At 59.0% G+C, this 18,527-nt stretch carries 15 protein-coding genes; 11 read left to right on the top strand and 4 right to left on the bottom strand.

All coding sequences use genetic code 11. The features are described from left to right. The first annotated feature begins 59 nt into the window (after positions 1 to 59). Both HFP54_RS15910 and hemW read left to right on the top strand, forming a co-directional pair. Positions 60 to 899 (top strand): MBL fold metallo-hydrolase, encoded by an 840-nt coding sequence (locus tag HFP54_RS15910; protein ID WP_146413327.1) that lies wholly within the window; start codon positions 60 to 62, stop codon positions 897 to 899. Positions 900 to 904: 5 nt separating this feature from the next. Further along, complete coding sequence (hemW, locus tag HFP54_RS15905) at positions 905 to 2,050, top strand: radical SAM family heme chaperone HemW (RefSeq protein WP_168565867.1); 1,146 nt, start codon at positions 905 to 907, stop codon at positions 2,048 to 2,050. On the opposite strand, the gene HFP54_RS15900 is transcribed toward hemW, so the two are convergent. Continuing rightward, on the bottom strand, positions 2,036 to 3,415 hold the full coding sequence (locus HFP54_RS15900) for a CCA tRNA nucleotidyltransferase (RefSeq protein ID WP_235951879.1): 1,380 nt from the start codon (positions 3,413 to 3,415) through the stop codon (positions 2,036 to 2,038). The two genes, hemW and HFP54_RS15900, sit on opposite strands and share 15 nt — an antisense overlap. A gap of 121 nt (positions 3,416 to 3,536) precedes the next feature. On the opposite strand from HFP54_RS15900, the gene HFP54_RS15895 reads away from it, so the two are divergent. Then, entirely contained in the window at positions 3,537 to 3,986 is a 450-nt protein-coding gene (locus tag HFP54_RS15895; protein WP_146413326.1) for an NUDIX hydrolase, read from the top strand. Positions 3,987 to 4,050: 64 nt separating this feature from the next. Here HFP54_RS15895 and HFP54_RS15890 read toward each other — a convergent pair whose 3' ends face one another. Then, a complete protein-coding gene (locus HFP54_RS15890) occupies positions 4,051 to 4,455 on the bottom strand; it encodes a hypothetical protein (RefSeq protein WP_168565866.1) in 405 nt (134 codons plus the stop codon). A gap of 63 nt (positions 4,456 to 4,518) precedes the next feature. On the opposite strand from HFP54_RS15890, the gene HFP54_RS15885 reads away from it, so the two are divergent. The 5 genes from HFP54_RS15885 to HFP54_RS15865 all read left to right on the top strand — a co-directional run bounded on the left by HFP54_RS15885 (position 4,519) and on the right by HFP54_RS15865 (position 11,412). Further along, positions 4,519 to 7,977, top strand: a complete 3,459-nt coding sequence (locus HFP54_RS15885; RefSeq protein WP_235951877.1) for a PVC-type heme-binding CxxCH protein — start codon at positions 4,519 to 4,521, stop codon at positions 7,975 to 7,977. Positions 7,978 to 8,384: 407 nt separating this feature from the next. After that, the gene (locus tag HFP54_RS15880; protein ID WP_146413324.1) at positions 8,385 to 8,717 is read left to right on the top strand and encodes a hypothetical protein; all 333 of its coding nucleotides are present in this window, start codon (positions 8,385 to 8,387) and stop codon (positions 8,715 to 8,717) included. Between the two features lie 388 nt (positions 8,718 to 9,105). Further along, positions 9,106 to 9,417, top strand: a complete 312-nt coding sequence (locus HFP54_RS15875; RefSeq protein WP_168565865.1) for a hypothetical protein — start codon at positions 9,106 to 9,108, stop codon at positions 9,415 to 9,417. A 494-nt stretch (positions 9,418 to 9,911) separates the two neighbouring features. Further along, the gene (locus tag HFP54_RS15870; protein WP_146413322.1) at positions 9,912 to 10,925 is read left to right on the top strand and encodes a DUF1559 domain-containing protein; all 1,014 of its coding nucleotides are present in this window, start codon (positions 9,912 to 9,914) and stop codon (positions 10,923 to 10,925) included. A gap of 10 nt (positions 10,926 to 10,935) precedes the next feature. Next, positions 10,936 to 11,412 carry a peptidase associated/transthyretin-like domain-containing protein gene (locus tag HFP54_RS15865; RefSeq protein ID WP_235951875.1) on the top strand — a complete coding sequence of 159 codons (477 nt, stop codon included), beginning with the start codon at positions 10,936 to 10,938 and terminating at the stop codon, positions 11,410 to 11,412. 24 nt (positions 11,413 to 11,436) lie between these two features. Here the strand turns inward: HFP54_RS15865 and larC are convergent, their stop codons facing one another. Both larC and HFP54_RS15855 read right to left on the bottom strand, forming a co-directional pair. Beyond that, entirely contained in the window at positions 11,437 to 12,651 is a 1,215-nt protein-coding gene (larC, locus tag HFP54_RS15860) for a nickel pincer cofactor biosynthesis protein LarC (protein ID WP_168565864.1), read from the bottom strand. Positions 12,652 to 12,927: 276 nt separating this feature from the next. Next, entirely contained in the window at positions 12,928 to 13,779 is an 852-nt protein-coding gene (locus HFP54_RS15855; protein ID WP_206036239.1) for a glycosyltransferase family 2 protein, read from the bottom strand. 415 nt (positions 13,780 to 14,194) lie between these two features. On the opposite strand from HFP54_RS15855, the gene HFP54_RS15850 reads away from it, so the two are divergent. From HFP54_RS15850 to HFP54_RS15840, 3 genes are all read left to right on the top strand, one after another. Continuing rightward, positions 14,195 to 16,048 carry a cation:proton antiporter gene (locus HFP54_RS15850; RefSeq protein ID WP_168565863.1) on the top strand — a complete coding sequence of 618 codons (1,854 nt, stop codon included), beginning with the start codon at positions 14,195 to 14,197 and terminating at the stop codon, positions 16,046 to 16,048. Beyond that, the gene (locus HFP54_RS15845; protein ID WP_146413319.1) at positions 16,045 to 16,713 is read left to right on the top strand and encodes a hypothetical protein; all 669 of its coding nucleotides are present in this window, start codon (positions 16,045 to 16,047) and stop codon (positions 16,711 to 16,713) included. Before HFP54_RS15850 ends, HFP54_RS15845 begins: the two co-directional genes overlap by 4 nt. A gap of 137 nt (positions 16,714 to 16,850) precedes the next feature. Beyond that, on the top strand, positions 16,851 to 18,194 hold the full coding sequence (locus HFP54_RS15840; protein ID WP_168565862.1) for a protein kinase domain-containing protein: 1,344 nt from the start codon (positions 16,851 to 16,853) through the stop codon (positions 18,192 to 18,194). The last annotated feature ends 333 nt before the right edge of the window (positions 18,195 to 18,527 follow it).

Below are 18,527 nucleotides of genomic sequence, written 5' to 3'. Positions count from 1 at the left end.
TCCACCAAGCTTGTGGATTCCCATCCAGGCAGATTTCCAGGCACACGTCACCCGTTCCCATGGTTGAGAACATTCCCCTGCTTCGCCACGAACACGGCGGACTGACCATCGAAGGTTATTCGCGCGCCGCGGTGCAAACGTGTTGGCGGGTCAACGAGCTGAAGTTGCTGTTCGACGTGGGTGTCCAGCCGTGGGATTTCATGGGCACGTCGACCATGTTCATCAGCCACGCCCACCTGGACCACATTGCCGCGTTGCCCGCCTACGTGTCGCGGCGTCGCATGATGAAGATGGACCCGCCAATCATTTATCTGCCTGATTCGGCCGTCGATCCGGCTTGGAAGATGCTACAGGATTTTCGCACGCTTGACCGCGGCGCGATGCCATGCGAATTGGTCGGTCTGTTGGGCGGCGATGAAACGGAGATCGGACGCGAGTATTTGGTCGAAGCGGTGGAGACGCGACACACGATCGATTCGCTTGGTTTTGTCGTCTACCAACGTCGCCACAAATTGAAACCCGAATACACCGATCTGTCGGGCGAACAAATCCGCGACCTGCGAATGTCGGGCACCGAGGTCACCGCCGAAACGCGTGTGCCCGTGTTCGCGTACACGGGCGACACCAATCCGAAAGGACTGGACCAGAATCCGCAGTTCTACGATGCGCGAATCTTGATCAGCGAAATGACCTTCGTCGCGCCCGAACACCGCAAGGAAAAGATTCACAAGCACGGGCACATGCACGTCGATGACTATCGCGACCGATCCGACAAATTCAAAAACGAATTGGTCATCGCCGGCCATTTGTCGACGCGGTACAACGAATCGCAAGTCAAACGTCTGGTGCGTCGGGCATTACCCGATGGGCTGGGCGGACGATTGAAACTGTGGCTGTAGACGCGATGTCGGTCGACTGGCCGGACCGGACCGCGCCACCTCGGGCGGCTTACATCCATGTGCCGTTTTGCCGACACCGGTGTGGTTATTGCAACTTCAGCGTGGTGGCCGGTCGCGATGACTTGATCGATCGATTCTTGACGGCGATCGATCGTGAAATGCAAACGTGGGACCAACCGACGTTGAACACACTGTTTGTGGGTGGTGGCACGCCGACGCATTTGAACGCTTCGCAACTGGATTGGTTTTGCCATTCGATTCGCCGCCACGTTCGCTTTGCCGATGATGCCGAGATCAGCTTTGAAGCCAATCCGGAAGACATCGACGCCACCAAGGCCCGGCAGTTGTCTGACCACGGCGTGAACCGAATCAGCTTGGGCGTTCAGTCGTTTGATGCCGACAAGATCCGGCGTCTGGAACGTGGACATACAGCGGCCGAAGCAATCGCCGCGATCGAAACGGCGGCGGCCGTCATCGGCAACGTCTCGATTGACTTGATCTTTGCCGCGCCCGACGAAAGCGTGGCGATTTGGCAGCGTGATTTGGACCAAGCGTTGAAATTGCCGATCCGCCACTTGTCGGCTTATGCGTTGACCATCGAAAAGGGCACACCGTTTTTCGCTCGCCATCGCAAAGGGGAACTTCGTCCGGCGGGCGAGGATGACGAATGGCAGATGTACCAAGATTTGCGTGATGCGACCGCAGCCGCGGGCATGCCACAGTACGAAGTCAGCAATTTCGCACCGCCGGCGAACCGTTGCCGGCACAACATCGCATATTGGCAAGGCCAGGCTTGGCTGGCGGCGGGCCCCGGCGCGGCGGCTTTCCTGAATGGCCGGCGCACCGTTAATCATCGCAGCACGACCACTTATTTAAAGCGGATCGAATCGGGGCACAGCCCCATCGCCGAATCGGAACCTCTGGACGCTGACCAGTATGCCCGTGAATTGATGGCTTTCGGCGTTCGAATGATCGACGGCGTCGGCCTGGCATCGGTCGGCCGTCGAAGCGGCTTGGATTTAGATGAAAAATTCGGGGCCACTTTGCGACGGCTGATCGACGACGGGCTGATTCGGCGAAACGGCGATCGTGTGCAATTGACCCCACGTGGGTTGCTGTTTGCCGACACCGTCGCGTCAGCCTTCCTTTGAAGCCCGACCGTCGGCGTCCAAGTCGCCTTGCTCGCGGTGCTGGGTTTCCAACCATGCTTCCGCGTCGTCGCGGCTTTTCATCCGGCCGTCCAATTGGTCGCGGCGAATCTTGGTCAACCAGTGTTTAAAATGCGGCCCCGGTGTCCATCCTCGTTTCTTCAGGTCTTTTCCGGTCACCAGCGGCGGCGGATCCAGTTCAGCCGTCGGCAAACGCAACGCGTCTTCGCACCGCCGGATGCCCGATCGGTCCGTTCGGTCGCTGCGAACCACGGCGGCGGCGACGGCCAGCGTCGTGCCGATGTCTCGGTCCACCAAGCACGGTTGCAGATCCGACCATGCCGCATCGGCCGATTTGGCCAACATCGAATGGTCTTTCAAGGCCGTCGTGGTGGCGCGAATTTCTTCGGTCGACAAACGCCAGCGGTCTTTTAAACGCTGCAGCACCGCGTCGGGATCATCGAACGTCGTTACCGTGACCGCCAAGGCGACCACAAACGGCGACAAAGCCGACGGAAGATCGTCCGGCCCGCGTTCGATCGACGCCAATCGCTGCCGCCACCGATCGGATCGGGCCGCCGGCAATTCCGGCCAAACTTTGGTCGCCAAACCACTATCGATCAACAAGTCCAGCCCCATCGCCGCGCGATCGCTGGCCAGCGTTTTTCGCATCTCCGCGCCGATCCGTTCGGCCGAAACATCGCCGACTTCGCCGGCGTGCAGGCGGACCGCGTCCATCGTCGATGCGTCGACGTCAAACCCCAGCGTGGTGGCAAACCGGACCGCCCGTAACATCCGCAAACGGTCTTCGGCGAATCGTTGTTCCGGGTCCCCGATCGTTCGCAACCGGCGACGCCGCAGGTCCGCCTGGCCATCGACGTAATCGATCACTTGACGGGTCTTGGGATCGTAAAACAATCCGTTGATCGTGAAATCACGACGCGCCGCATCCGCGGGGGCGTTGCCGTAATGCACGCTGTCGGGACGTCGGCCGTCGCTGTAACTGCCGTCGCTGCGGAACGTCGCGACTTCCGTCGGTTCGCGCGGTACCGCGCCAGTCGACGGCGGATCGGATTCATCCTTGCGATGCCCGGGCAACACACCGATCACGCCGAACGACGCGCCGAAGGCCAGCGTGCGATTTCGGCCGAACACCTTGCGGACCATCGGCGGGGTTGCGTCGGTGGCCACGTCATAGTCTTTGGGACGAATGCCCAGCAGCAGATCGCGGACACAGCCGCCGGCCAAATAGGCGACGAAACCGTGTTCGTCCAGCGTTCGGATGATGCGAATCGCTTCGGCGGCGCGGGGGCAGTCCAGCGGCAGTGCCAAAGTCGAGGGGGCGTTCTTGCTAGCGGGATCAGTCAATCGTTCGCGACCAAGTAAAATTTCGTGACCAAGTAGAATCTTGAAGACAGAACCGACGACCCCGTGCGGATCGTCTCAATCGCGATTGTCCGTACCGCCCGGTTGTTGTAAAAGCCTAGTTATGAATCCCGTCGACGTTCGCAGCAGCCTTGGCCGACCTCAAACACGACGCAAACGCGGCGTCGTCGGCGTTATTTTTCGTGAAGACCGCTTGTTGATCATCCGCCGTGCTTTGACCGTCACGGCCCCGGGCAAACTGTGTCTGCCGGGCGGTGGCATCGAAGAAGGCGAAACGGAATCGCAGGCGCTGGTTCGCGAAATGCAAGAAGAATTGGCGATCGATGTCGTGCCCCAATGTCTGTGTTGGCGCAGCGTGACGCCCTGGGGCACCAATCTGGCTTGGTGGTTGGCGGAACTGGACCACGCGATCCAGCCGATTCCTAATCCCGACGAAGTCGCCGAAGTCTTCTGGATGACGCGACCGGAAATCGAATCCGCCCCAGACATGTTGCCAAGTCTGCCGACGTTCTTACAGGCTTTGACCCGCGGCGAAGTCGACTTGGACTTCTAGCGACACGCCGCGATTCGGTCGGAACGCCGACGGACCATAGGCCCTTTTTTTCCGTCCTGGCCGATTAGATTCCGGCCGCCATGACGGTTTGTTGGAAACACGCGGCGAACAGCCCCAGATGCAGCAACAGCATCACGATGGACGTTTTGGTGCGTGGCGAAACGGTGCCCATCGCCGCCAGCAAAGCCCCCAGCGGGGCAACCAGCATTCCGCCGCCCGGGAACAGCCAATAACACGCCGCAGCAAACGGGATCACGGCGATCGACGCGGCAACCGCTCCCAGCGCCGTCGCCGGCAACACACCAACGTCCAACGGCGGGGATGAATCTCCACCCCGTGTATTGGCGTCTGTATTGCCCCGTGTCTTAGCAAACACCACCGGTTGCTGTTCGGCGAACGGCGAACCACGACGCGGGGACGATTCCTCGTTCGCGGCCGCGGCTTCAGCATCCTGCGGGTGATTCGTCATCACGCCCATCTCACGTTGTCACCCCAAAAACCGGTCCGCCAGACCTTCCGACGAATTTTCGTGATGCCGGAAAACACCGACGCCGGTTATCTTAGCATTAACCGTCCGCCCAACACTCGCCGCCAAACGCCTATGACCTCGCCAGCGCAGGATCCCGCATCCACGACGATTCGATCGACGCCACCACGCCTGTTCTTCATGGCCTTCGTTTTGGGCCTCTTTTCAGCATCCAGCGGACTTCGCGCCGCCGATCCTTTGCGTGGTCAGCCGCTGCAGCCCGACGTGGCAGCCGCGTCGGAAGAAGCGGAACAAGCGGTTGCATCGATTCGCATTCCCGATGGATGGTCGATCGATCTGTTCGCCGCCGAACCTAAGGTCGCCAACATCGTCGCGATGGCCATCGACCCGCATGGCCAAGTTTACGTGTGCGAAAGCTATCGCCAAAGTCGTGGCGTGACCGACAACCGGGCCCACGACGAACCCTGGTTGCTGGCGGATTTGGCTGCCAAGACCGTCCAAGATCGAATCGACTATCACCACCGATTGTTGGGCGACGCGGCGATCACCTATGCCCAGCACGACGACCGCATCCGCCGGCTGACCGACAACAACGGCGACGGTCGGGCTGATATCAGCGAAGTCATCGCCAACGGATTCAATGGGATCGAAGAAGGCACCGGTGCGGGAATCTTGGTCCGCGGTGATACGCTGTACTACACCTGCATTCCACGGCTGTGGCGTTTTGACGATGCCGATGGCGACGGCCAGTTCGAAAGCAAGAAAGCGCTGTCCGACGGCTATGGCGTCCGCGTCGCATTTCGCGGACACGATTTGCACGGCATCGTCAAAGGCCCCGATGGTCGGCTGTACTTCAGCATCGGTGATCGCGGCTATCACATCACGACCGCCGAAGGCAAAGTCTTGTCCAACCCGGCCGTCGGTGCCGTGTTTCGCTGTGAAGAAGACGGCAGCAACCTGGAAGTTTTCTGCAACGGCCTGCGGAACCCTCAAGAATTGGCGTTCAACGACCTGGGCGACTGGTTCACCGTCGACAACAACAGCGACAGCGGCGACAAAGCTCGGATCGTTCATCTGCTGCAGGGCGGTGACAGCGGATGGCGGATGTATTACCAGTACCTGCCCGATCGCGGACCGTTCAATCGTGAAAAGATTTGGCATCCCTATCACAACGAACAACCGGCGTACCTGAATCCGCCCGTCACGAACTTTACCGATGGCCCCAGCGGCCTGGCGTTCTATCCCGGCACCGGTTTCGGCGACGCCCTGAAGAACAAGTTTCTGATCTGTGACTTTCGTGGTGGGCCGGCCAACAGCGGCGTGCGTTCCTTTGAACTAGCCAGCAACGGTGCAACGTATCGGTTGGATGCCGACGACCAACCGATTTGGCAAGTCCTGGCGACCGACATCGAATTCAGCCCCGACGGTTCGATCTATGTCAGCGATTGGGTCGACGGTTGGGAAGGCTTGGGCAAAGGCCGGATCTATCGCATCACGTCCGATCAACAAGACCAGGATCTGACACGGCAGGTCGCGGAACTTCTGGCCACCGACTGGACCCAACGCGACGCCGATAAGCTGGTCGCCGACCTGGCCCATGTCGACCGGCGTGTTCGTTTGGAAGCCCAGTGGGAACTGGCCGATCGCAAATCAGTGGACCATTTGATTGGCGTCGTCGGCGACCAATCCGCCGAGCGCATCGCACGTATCCACGCATCGTGGGGGCTGGAAGAAATCCTGCGGCACAGCCCCGATGACGATGCCCTTCGCCAACAAGTCTGGAAAGCCACCCGGCAATGGTTGCAAGACAAAGACGGCGTTCTACGCGCCGCCGCGGTCAAGTTTGCCGGCGAAACGCGTGACCGTGAATCGTCCAGCCGACTGATCGATTTGCTGGCCGACCCGTCACCCCGCGTGCGGTACTTTGCAGCGATGGCGCTAAGCCAGATGAAGATTCCAGGTGGTTTTGCGGGCGTTGTCGTGATGCTGGAAAAGAACGCCAACAAAGACCCCGCGTTGCGGCACGCCGGCGTCATGTTCTTGGCCAACGCCGTCGATCCCAACAAAGTCACCAGCCTGGCCAAGCATCCCAGCGTCGCTGTACGTCGCGCCGCCGTGGTCGCACTTCGTCGCATGCGTAGCGAACGTGTCGCGGACTTTCTGGACGACGCCAATCCTTTGGTGGTGACCGAAGCGGCGCGTGCGATCTATGACGCCCCCATCCCGGTCGCATTGCTGTCGTTGGCCGAGCGAATTGTTCATCCCATGACCGACCCCGCATTGGTTCGTCGTGTATTGGCGGCGAACTATCGCATCGGTGGCGCTGAACAAGCCGAAAGTCTGGCTCAATACGCGTCGGACGAAACGGCCGCGACGGACATGCGAATCGAAGCTCTGCAGATGCTGGCGTCTTGGGGACGGCCCGATCCCCGGGACCGCGTGCTGAACGACTATCGTCCGATCAGCCCGCGATTGCCAAAGATCGCCGCAGACGCGCTGCGTCCCCACGTCGATCGCATGCTGAAATCGCATCCCGAGATTCGTGATCAAGCGATCAAGTCGGCATCACAGTTGGGCATTCAGCAGATTGCACCGGAGCTTGCACGACGCATCCAAGACACCGGTCGCAGCGACGACCAGCGTGCGTCGGCATTGTTGGCGCTGGCTCGTTTGGATTCACAACAAGCGGTGCGGATCGCGACGGGAATCCCCGACGAACCGGCCGGGCGCATCAACGAAGCCGCGTTGGAGGTCCTTTCGCGGCACGCGGCCAAGAAATCGGTGCCACGATTCATCGAAGCCACCAAGTCGTCCAGTATGAAAGTTCGACAACAGGCTTGGGATGCACTGGCCAGTTTGAACGATCCGACCGCCGCCGAAGCGATCCGTGACGCCGTCGATCGGTACTTGGCCGGTCAACTGGATGCCGTGGTGGAGCTGAACGTCTTGGAAGCAGCACGAAAGCGTTTGCCGCCGGAACAGATGGCGATGATCGACCAGCACATCGAATCACTGCAATCCGACGAACCGTTGGCTCGCTGGTGGTCAGCCCGCGATGGCGGCGATGCGAAATTGGGCCGCCGATTGTTTTTTGAAAAGACAGAATTGTCGTGCGTCCGATGCCACAAGGTCGATCGCACCGGTGGCGAAGTCGGCCCCGAATTGACCGACATCGGACGGACCAAAGACCGACGCTACTTATTGGAAGCCATCTGTCTGCCCGATGCGCAAATTGCCAAAGGGTTTGAAACCACGGTGGTCGCCGATATCGATGGCCACGTGCACACGGGCATCGTCGTTTCGGAAACCGATGACAGCTTGGTCATCCTGGGGGCCGACGGACGGCGGACGGTGCTGCATCCCGACGATATCGAGTTTCGTAAGAAAGGCAAATCGTCGATGCCCGCCGACCTAACACAGTCGATGACGATGCGTGAACTACGCGACCTGGTCGCCTATCTGTCCACTCTGGAGGCTGTCGAAGATCCCGACCGCATCGAGTAGATGCCGTGGGCTCCCGACGTGATTTTCTTACTGCGACGGAAATCGCACAGCGGCACCAACACGCAAAGACCCGGGGATTCCCCACTCAACTACTCTCCCCTCGGTGCCTTCGTGCCTCCGTGAGAGACCTTCTTCGATCGGGTCGTCGCTTGACATCCATTTGTCGGTGAACATCGGTTTGTGCGTGCCCGGTTTGCCCGGACTCAAAACGCAACCTAGGTTTCTACCGAGGGGCAGAACGCGGGGCAGCAATGTTGGCCGTCGGTCCAATCCGATCGACCATCACGATTCGCCAAGTCGGTGAATCCCGTTCCGCCCAATCACCAAGCCATTCGATTGACAGACTTCCGAATCACGAGTGACCACTTGCGTGTCACCTGTTTCGTGATCTGTCCGACACCGACACCATGACTTGTGACCAGCTCGCATACCGACTGCAACAACTACGCCCAGAACTGTCGGCGTGCGACATCGCGCGTTTGTGCGTTTTGATCCTGACCACCTGTCCCGACCTAGGCCAGCTGGAAACGGACGAGGGCTTGGACAAAGCATGGCGTAACGCCAGCTTTCGACTCGACGCCGCATCCGATCAACACGCCGCCGTTGCGGATGAATTGGCATCGATGTGCGACGACGGACCGATACAGTTTTCTCCTGACCAACTTTGGACACTGTTGCGAGCGGTGAAGGTGCAAAGCCAAATCTTGGAGTTGTACACCGATCAACCCGCGTTGGCATAAGCCGAGCGTTCCATCGTCGGCTGTATCCGAATCGGTATCCTTGGTGATCTGATGACGTGCGATAAGCGTCGCGTCGTTGCACAACGTTTGCAACGACGTATCGGAACACTGCGATCGAATCGTCACAGAACAAATGATCCGTATCGCACAAATCGCGCCGGATTGATTGATCTTACGTTAAGCAATCGATAGCGATTTCGACGTGATCGTGACCGTTGTCTTGGCAAACACGGCCTTTGAACGACCATTGACGGGCTGCGTCGAATTGACCAAGGCATTTCTGATCAGGCTGGTCCGGCTGATGCATCCGCACCCACTTCAATGACGCGGTGTTCCCTTCTGTGCCGCGAAGGTTTTGGTTCATTGAGTTTGGAAAGCGAGGATAACGATGCGTCGGATCATGTTGCTTGCCGCCGTGATGGCGGCGTCCTGTTACCTGGGTGGTTCCCAGGCGAATGCAGGCGGATTTTTGTCACGCATGTTTAACTGCGATCGTGATGTCTGCTGTGTGGAAGTGTGCTGTGTCCCCGTGGTGACGTGCGAAACGGTGTGCTGCGAAACCGAAGCAACCACGACCGTGTGCTGTGACCCATGTTGCTGTTGTTGTGACCCATGTTGCTGCTGCTGTTACACCTATCGCAGCTATTACTGGGATCCGTGCCGCTGCTGCTACGTGCCCGTTCGTTGTTACTGTCGCTGATGACGACCGAGGGTCACCACGACCTTCGCGGTTCCCGGCACAGTCCCACAACAGACGACGCACATGACACAGTGCACTTGAACGTGATGTCGCCCATGTGGTCATCGGACCGAATCAGGACAGAACGTTCGTAACGCAGACTTTTCTAGATCCGTGTGACCGGCTCGCTAACGCCATCGAATGTTTCATCTTGAGTGGCGAGCCTCACGCGGATCGTTTTTTAGTGGCTACTGGTTCTGCGTCGTCTCTATCCCGTCACAAACGCCGCGCCACCTGCACACGGGGTGCTTGACGTTCATTTGGCGTCTCCCGCTAGCGTCCGAACAACGGGAATTTGTGGACCTTCCGGCCGGAAGTGCGACAAATTCTCACCTGAACAGGTTTTGAAGGCCCCGCTTCGGTGTATCCTGCGGACCGACCCACAGGACTGGTGGTAAACCGCAGTCCATCGTCGGGTTGACCGCAAAAATCCGGATGCAAAGGGCAATTGAAGCATGTGCAGGAAAGGTGACGGTGAAGATCGCCGTGGCGGCTTTACGTTGGTCGAACTGTTGGTCGTGATCGCAATCATTGGGGTGTTGGTATCGCTGCTTCTGCCCGCGGTGCAGGCTTCACGCGAAGCCGCCCGCCGCATGGATTGTGGAAATCGCACACGACAAATTGCGTTGGCGATCCACAACTATCACTCCGCTTTCAAGTACCTGCCGCGTGCTTGGTGGTTGGAAACGCCGCCGGACCGACCATTCAACGGTGGCAATTGGATGATGGCCATCCTGCCGCAAATGGAACAAGAAGGTTTGTCCGACCAACTGGATCGACGATTTCTGTCGGTCGACCAACTGAGTCCCGAAAACGTGACGTTGTTGCAGACGACGATGCAATCGTTCCTCTGTCCATCGTCGCCAGGCAACCCGGATTCGCGTCGTTACACCTTCAATTCGACGCCTGCTGGATTGCCTTTCACGGCGACCGACTTGGCACCGTCGGATTACACACCCACGACCGGCGTGCGCGGCACCTATGCAAACTTTGCTTATGGCCCCGAACTAAAAGGCAACCGCGAAGGTGTCTTGCAAGTGGTCAGCGAAGCATTCGGTGGTGAACATGACGGCCGATTCGCAGACGTGATCGATGGGTTGTCGCAAACCATCATGTTTGGCGAACGAACCGGTGGGAACGTCGTCTACAGCGGACGCCGAGTCGATCCGGTGGCGACCGAAAATTTGATCGGCTTGGAAGGCGGCGGTTGGGGCGACCTTTTGAACGGAGAACATTGGTTGCAAGGATCGTTGCAGGGCGGATTGAGCTGGCCCCCACAGGGCGGACCTTGCGCAATCAATTGCACCAACGCTCGCGGCTTCGGTTTTTACAGCTTTCATCCCGGTGGATGCCACTTTGCCAAAGCCGATGGATCGGTCGGACTGATCGATGCAAACGTCGACCCCGAGGTCTTCGCGGCCCAAATCACGCGTCGCGGTGGAGAGGTTTTTGCGATCGATGGAAACTGATGGCCAGTTGATGAAAGCCGACCAAGAACAAAACCGATCAACGCATTCGGCCCATTGGTTTCCAGGGGCGGCCCATGTGTTCACGTTCACTCTTTTGGTCGCGATGCCTTTGTTCTGCGCCGGCTGTGGTCCTACCCGGCAACCGGGTGACTTGGTACCGATCACAGGACAAGTCACCGTCGATGGCGATCCGGCCCAAGGCGTGGTGATCCAGCTGCATCCGCCTCAGCCCGATCCACCGCTGGCTCAAGCCATCACGGACGCCGAGGGTCGCTTCGCAATCAGCACGCGGACCGCCGGCGATGGCGCGACCCCGGGAATTTACGACGTGACGTTCGTTTGGAGCACGTTCAATGCTGTCACGCGATCCCAAGAAGGCGACAAGCTGAACGGTCGCTATGCGGATCCTGAAAGCACGTCCGTCCACTGGGACGTCCCCGATGCGGATTCTTGGGACGCCGGAACGATCGCGTTGTCGACCGAATAACCAGCCCGAACCGCCGTCGCGGTCTTACTTGGCTTGATCGTCCGAAGACTTCTCGGCCCAGGCCTGTTCAGCGGCACGCCGGATTTCGGCCAGATCGCGCCCACTGGCATCCGCGATTTCCGCGGCATCGTCGTGTTCCACGGTGAAGCGTTCTTGACCATCGGGCAATTGAACCACTTTGCCGCGAACCGGGCCCCACGCGGTGTCAACGTTTTCGGCGCGTCGAACCAGCTTGCTGCGGTTCATCGTCTGCTTGCGAATGCCGATCGATGTGGTGTGCCGAAACAGAATGGACTCCAACACGCCGACGCGGCTGGGCGGTGCGATGACGTTCAAGATGACCGCCGCGCGTCCCTTTTTCATGGTGCAAGGAATCTGGAAAACGTCCAGCGCGCCGGCGTCCAGCAATCGCCGACAAGCATCAGCAACTTGTTCGGCCGAACAGTCGTCCACGTTGGTTTCCATCACCGCGACTTGATCAAACTGCGTTCCAGCCGCCGCCAGCATCGCGTCGTCCTGTATCTGGCCTTGATAGACACGCAACACGTTTGCTTGAGCATCCAAGTCCATCGTTCCGGCACCATAGCCGACCTTTTGAATCGCCATTGACGGCAATGGACCAAACCCACGCGACGTCGCTTTCAAAATGGCGGCCCCCGTCGGCGTGGTCAGTTCGGCGCGGATCGACGATCCGGCGATCGGGACATCACACAAAATTTCGGCGGTCGCTGGTGCCGGTATCGAAACGCGTCCGTGAGCGATCGTAACTTCGCCCGTCCCGGTGGGTACCGCTGATGCCATCACGGCATCGACGCCCAACTGTGTCATCGCAACCGCGGTGCCCACGATATCGGCGATCGAGTCAATTGCGCCGACTTCGTGAAAATGGACCTTCTGCAGGGTCGTTCCGTGCACCTTGGCCTCCGCCTCGGCAACGACGTGGAAGATCTTCTTGGCCAAGGCCTTTGCATCGTCATTGATTTTGTCGCCCGCATCGATCATTTCTTCGATGTGGTGCAGGTGCCGGTGAGCGTGTTCCGGCGGATGTTCGATATTCACATGGACCGCTCGAAAGCCCTTCTTTTTGACTTCATCAGCGGTGATCGAAATGTCGGGCAGGCCCATTGAACGTACGGCGTCTTGGATTTCGTTGACGTCGACACCCAAGTCGATCAACGCGCCCAAGGTCATGTCGCCACTGATGCCACTGAGACAATCAAAATACAGAACGCGAGCCATCGGAATTGCCAACCATGTTCCGGCGTGGGGTCGCGGCCGCCGGATCTTGCCGGAGCCCGCGGGACCACTGCGTCGGGATGCGGGGGAAGTGGGGTGGGGATAGGTTTGACGCCGAACGCACCATCGTGAACGATTCGAAACCGACCGATGTGTTCCGGCGTCTATGGCCCAGCTTTACGCCCCGCTGCGTCTTTGAACAGACCCGCAAAGGATTGGAAACGATGATGTATCCACCGAAGCGATCTGGCTGAACCGGCGGCTCGACCGCGGACCTAATCACCCGCGACGATAGCGCCACATGCAACGCAGCGCGCTGACCGCGTCACGCCAACCGATCTTTTTCCCTTCGTCATAACCACGCGCCGTGTAAGTGGTCGGCACTTCGATCACTTGACCGCCCAGGGCAGCAACTTTCGCGGTGATCTCCGGCTCGAAACCGAACCGGCATTCCTTCAGCGCGATGGACCGCAGAAACTCCCCGCGAAAGGCTTTGTGACAGGTTTCCATGTCGGTCAGTTTCAGACCGGTCAGACGGTTGCTGATCGCCGTCAGTGTTCCGTTGCCCAAGCGATGCAGGAAGTGATCCTTGTTCCGCGAATCCAAATATCGCGATCCATACACCGCATCGGCTTTGCCTTCCAAGACCGGCCAGATGACTCGCAACAAGTCGGCGGGATCGTATTCCAGATCGGCGTCTTGGATCGCCACGACTTTACCGCGACTGTGTCGAATGCCCAGCCGAACGGCGGATCCCTTTCCGTGGTTGCGACGTCGAAACAGGACCCTGCGATTGCGACGCTGGGGCAATTCCTTCAGCCAATCGGTGGTCCCGTCGGTGCTGGCATCGTCGATGACGACAATTTCGGTCGCCGGCGGCATGACTTGGTCCAATCGATCCAAGACCTCGGGCAACGAATCGCGTTCGTTGTAGACGGGAACCAGGACGGTCACGTCATACTGATCCACCGCTTCGGTGTCTTGGGCGATGCAGTTGGCTTGGGCGATCAGATCCATCGCATCGTCGATCCGCTGCAGCATTTGGTCTGGGTCGACGACCAGTGTGTCGGTATCCAAGTCGTCAAAGACGTGCGGTGCGTCGACATCCAAGGCAGACAGTCGGTTTCCCATCGGGCCGTTATCCATTGGGCGGCTGTGCATCGGGGCAAGCCCTTCAAATTTGCAACAATGCGATCGACCGTCAAAACCGGCCGATCGTTGAACAAGATATGGGCACCACGCGTTGCCCAAGCAAACATGGGTCGGAAACCAAACGGACGCCTCATTTTGTTCACTTCCCGGCCAACCGGGTGCCCCTCGGATGTTCAATTGCAACGGCTGTGGCGAAACTGTGGGATCCACACCGTGGGGCCGAATCAACGCCATCGGGTTCTTCCGCCCCGGGAATCATCTGGTGCTGCCTAGCGTTGCGGGGCGATAGCAACAACAATTCCACTTCCGGCGACGTCCGTCGCTACTGGGCCCCCGTGTGGCCCGGACCGATGACCTTGTTCACTCGTTTGTCAACGCGTCGACCCGGCGGCCCATGGATCTCCTTTTTTATCTCGCTCTGGTACCTTCACTCGGCAGCGCCGCACAGTGGCTGGCGCACCGGACGAATCTGCCCAGCATTCTGTTGTTGCTGCTGTTCGGCGTCGGCCTGGGCCAATTCATCAATCCCGATGATTTTCTGGCCGAACTGACCGGCGGTGACGCCACGGCCGGCCCCAAGCTGCTTTTCCCGCTGGTTTCGCTGTCGGTGGGCATCATCATGTTCGAAGGCGGACTGTCGCTGCGACTGGAAGAACTGCGTGAATCCGGCAGTGCGGCATTGCGATTGGTGACAATCGGTGCGGCCGTCACCATGGCGGGGGTGACGATCGCGGCCCACCAGATCCTGGACTTCCCCTGGCGAATGAGCCTGTTGTTGGGGGCGATTCTGGTGGTCACCGGTCCGACGGTGATCGGGCCTTTGCTGCGTCACGTCCGTCCGTCCCGTCGCGTCGCATCGGCGCTGAAGTGGGAAGGCATCGTGATCGACCCGATCGGCGCGGTCTTGGCCGTGCTGGTGTTCGAACAAGCGTTTCTGCATGGGGACGATCCGTCGCTGCGAATCGCCCTGGGCATGCTGGCCTGGACATCGCTGGTCGGTGTGGTGTTGGGCGTGCTAAGTGGTTGGCTGATGACGCTGGTGCTGCGGAAGTTTTGGCTGCCCGACATGCTGCACGGCGTCGCCGCGTTGTCGTTCGCGTTGTTGATGTATGCCATCAGCGATCAGCTGGCGCATGAATCCGGTCTGATCACGGTCACCGTGATGGGCATTTGGTTGATCAATCAAAAACAGGTCGACGTCGAACACGTCGTTGAACTGAAGGAGAACTTGCGGACGCTGCTGATCGGATGCCTGTTCGTGCTGTTGGGGTCACGAGTCGACATCAACAACGTGATCGAAATCGGTTGGCCCGGCCTATTGTTCTTGGGCGTTTTGATTTTGGTGGTGCGTCCGCTGTCGGTGTATCTGTCGCTGATTGGAAGCCCACTGAATTACCGCGAACAAACCTTCATCGCCGGCCTCGCGCCGCGTGGGATCGTCGCCGCGGCGGTCAGCAGTATCTTTGCGTTGGAACTGCAACGTAATGCGGTCGAAGGCGACGTCGCAAGCGCGGATCAACTGGTCACCGTTACCTTCCTGGTCATCGTCGGTACGGTCGCCGTCTATGGCATGTTGGCTTCCCCGCTGGCCAAGTTCTTGCAACTGGCCGATGAAAACAATCACGGGGTTTTGATTGCCGGTGCCGATGCTTGGGTGCGTGAATTTGCCGGTGAATTGCAAGCCAACCAAGTCCACGTGATGCTGGTCGACACGAACTACAACAAAATCTCGCAAGCCAAGATGGACGGGCTCAGCGGCGTGTGCATGAACATTTTGAATGAGCATGCCCGCGAAGAATTGAACTTGGCGGGCATCGGTCGCATGATGGCCATGACCCCCAACGATGAGGTCAACACGTTGTCGCTGCGTGAATGCCGCACGTTGTTCGACCGATCACGCTTGTATCAGTTAACGTTCAGCCTGAAAAACTCGCACGGCCGACGTGGGTTGACCAAAAATTTGCTGGGCCGCGAATTGTTCGGCGAAGGGATGACATTCTCGGCGATCGCGGCGATGCACCAAGCCGGCGCGACGTTCAAATCCACCAAGTTGACCGATGCATTCACCTACGACGACTTCATGGAACGGTACGGTGAAGACACGGTGTTGCTGTGTGTCATCAAGGATGACAACAGCTTGTCGATCAACACGGTCGGCGATCCTTTGCGTCCCGTGTCTGGTCAAACCGTGTTGGCACTGGTCCATTCGGTTCCCGTCCCGCCCGATCACGCGGTGATGCAATCGTGAATTTGCCCGATCCCTTTTCGTTGTGCGTGGCATTGATGCCGCTGGCCGGTTATCTGTTGCTGATCGGCGGTTTGCGTCTGTCGGGACGCCCGTTCGTGACAACGTCGGCGCGCGAAGCGGCATCCCTGGGCATCGCGGTGGCCGGTTTCGCTGCCATCGGTCCCGCCCAATTGTTTTTCCCCTCCGCCGCCGGTGCCCTTTTCGGATGGCGCGTTTGGTTCATGCTGGCCGCGTTCTATGCATTGTGTGTGGCGCTGGTTTCCCTGACGACGCGACCACGAATTTGCATTCACGGCTTGTTGATTGACGAGGCTTTTCCAGCGGTTTGTCGCGCCGCGCGAACGATGGACGCGGACGTGCAAACCGATGCCCGCGGCTTTCAGATCTTCTTTCCGCACCACGGCTTTCGATTCCGACTGGATTCCCATCCGGGCGTCGACCACGTCAGCGTGATCGCGTTCGAACCGAATGTGACCGTCGGCTTTTGGTTCCAATTCTTGAAAGCCATCCGGGGCGAAGTCGCTAAAACGCCCGTCGTGGCGGGCTCACGCGGCGTTGCGATGGTGGTCGCCGCGGTGCTAATTCTCGGTTTCTTGCTGTACCAGGCCGTTCCAAACCAGGAATTGCTGGTCGAAGGTTTCCGGCATTTTCTATACCGCGAATAGCGTCGTCAGTTGCACCAACGCGTCGGTCCGGCGAGCGACGTGGAAGGAAAGGTCGGTGATTTTGTCGGGCAATTCCCCCTCATGGGGCTGCCGGGTTCGTTAGACTGAACGAACGCGAAAGCGAATTGAGGTTACCGATGGACGCATCGAGCGAAAATCTGGGGCACTCAGACGATCCGAGGGGCCAGCGGCGAACAGGTGCAGCGCGGCGAGAATCGCTGACCACCGATTTTTCGCTGCCGCATTCAGATGAAACGATTTGTGACGAAACGCCACCGGTGCTGGACAGCCCCCGGTACGAAATCTGTGGCCGCATCAATCGTGGCGGTATGGGCATCATCTACCGTGCCCGCGACCTGACCTTGTGCCGCGACGTTGTCGTCAAGGTTCTGCGGCAGGACCGGAACGATCAAGCCGGCGGCCTGGAAGATTTCCAAAACGAATCGCAAGTCATCAGTTACCTGTCGCATCCCGGTGTCATTCCGATTTACGACCGCGGACGGTGCGATGACGGTCGACCCTACCACGTGTTGAAACTGGTCGACGGAAAAACACTGGGCGATGTGCTGCGGCAAAGAACGATGCCGCGATTCCAGTTGCTGAACGTCTTTGCCGACATTTGCGAAACGATGGCGTTTGCGCATTCCAAAGGAATCATCCACTTGGATCTGAAGCCGTCCAACGTGATGGTCGGACCGTTTGGCGAAGTCCATGTGATGGACTGGGGATTGGCACACTACCACAGCGATCAGCCGAATCCGCCGGAACTGAGTTGCCTGAGCAATGATTTTGAAAACCGTTCGCGGGTCCGTGGTACTCCGGAATACATGGCGCCCGAACAAGCCGGTGGTGGTCAGGTCGGGCCGGCGACCGACGTGTTCGGTTTGGGCGCGATTCTTTGCGAGATCTTGACGGGGCATCCGCCATACGAAGCGGACCATATTCGAATCGTCTACCAGATGGCGCTGGACGCTTCGCAGGGCCAGTTCAAGGATCGCTTGCGGAACTGTGATTGTGATCCGAATTTACGCCGGTTGGCCATCCGGTGCATGGCTTCGTCACCCGAAGACCGTCCGGCCGACGCGTTGGAGGTGGCTCAAGCGGTGGCGGATTATCACGAAACAGCTTTGGAACAGCTGCGAAGCGACATGAACCGCTTTTTCGAACTGTCGCTGGACTTGTTTTGCATTGCCGATTTTCAAGGCTTTTTTCAGCGGATCAACGGCAATTTTTCACGGCTCCTTGGCTACGACGACCACGAGCTAAAGACGCGTCCCTTCATCGACTTTGTGCACCCCGAGGACCGAGAAAAAACGCGGGCCCAGATGAGTGTGCTGGATCGTGGTAAGCCCGTCGTACGATTTCGAAACCGGTATCAACGCCGCGACGGTCGGTACGTTGTGCTGGAGTGGACCGCCAAAGCGATCCGCAGCGAAGGCGTCATCTTTGCTGTCGCGCGCGATGTCACCGAATTGGCTTGACGCCGGGTACTGGGGTGCACGCAAATGTCCTCCGCAAATTGGCGGAATTTAATGGCGATCGGTGTCGCCGGAAACCGAAAGTTGCTCTTGCTGGCTCGTTGCTCGGGCCTAAGATGACAAAGCGGGTCGAAGAAACCCGCACCGATTTTGGCCGTCTTTTCGGCAGAGGGATCATTTTTAGGGTTCGCCCTCGTCACCAAAGGCTTGTGCAGTAGCACGCTGAGACGAGCGCGTTTCTCCCAGCGGCTCCATTTTGCCGCCGACCGGTCAAAATCATTTTGCCGATGGGAAGGGTTAACGCCCGACTCGTCGGTTTTTTTTTGCGCCGCTAGA

Origin of the sequence: Crateriforma spongiae, from assembly GCF_012290005.1 — a bacterium.
GTDB lineage: Bacteria > Planctomycetota > Planctomycetia > Pirellulales > Pirellulaceae > Crateriforma > Crateriforma spongiae.
This window is presented reverse-complemented; position numbering and strand designations above follow the sequence as displayed.

Coding starts and splice junctions, on each gene's coding strand:
- HFP54_RS15910 (WP_146413327.1), top strand. CDS start 60: ATGGTTGAGAACATTCCCCTGCTTCGCCACGAACACGGCGGACTGACC.
- HFP54_RS15870 (WP_146413322.1), top strand. CDS start 9,912: ATGTGCAGGAAAGGTGACGGTGAAGATCGCCGTGGCGGCTTTACGTTG.
- larC (WP_168565864.1), bottom strand. CDS start 12,651: ATGGCTCGCGTTCTGTATTTTGATTGTCTCAGTGGCATCAGTGGCGAC.
- HFP54_RS15875 (WP_168565865.1), top strand. CDS start 9,106: ATGCGTCGGATCATGTTGCTTGCCGCCGTGATGGCGGCGTCCTGTTAC.
- hemW (WP_168565867.1), top strand. CDS start 905: ATGTCGGTCGACTGGCCGGACCGGACCGCGCCACCTCGGGCGGCTTAC.
- HFP54_RS15855 (WP_206036239.1), bottom strand. CDS start 13,779: ATGGGAAACCGACTGTCTGCCTTGGATGTCGACGCACCGCACGTCTTT.
- HFP54_RS15885 (WP_235951877.1), top strand. CDS start 4,519: ATGCCGGAAAACACCGACGCCGGTTATCTTAGCATTAACCGTCCGCCC.
- HFP54_RS15880 (WP_146413324.1), top strand. CDS start 8,385: ATGACTTGTGACCAGCTCGCATACCGACTGCAACAACTACGCCCAGAA.
- HFP54_RS15840 (WP_168565862.1), top strand. CDS start 16,851: ATGGACGCATCGAGCGAAAATCTGGGGCACTCAGACGATCCGAGGGGC.
- HFP54_RS15865 (WP_235951875.1), top strand. CDS start 10,936: ATGAAAGCCGACCAAGAACAAAACCGATCAACGCATTCGGCCCATTGG.
- HFP54_RS15890 (WP_168565866.1), bottom strand. CDS start 4,455: ATGACGAATCACCCGCAGGATGCTGAAGCCGCGGCCGCGAACGAGGAA.
- HFP54_RS15850 (WP_168565863.1), top strand. CDS start 14,195: ATGGATCTCCTTTTTTATCTCGCTCTGGTACCTTCACTCGGCAGCGCC.
- HFP54_RS15895 (WP_146413326.1), top strand. CDS start 3,537: ATGAATCCCGTCGACGTTCGCAGCAGCCTTGGCCGACCTCAAACACGA.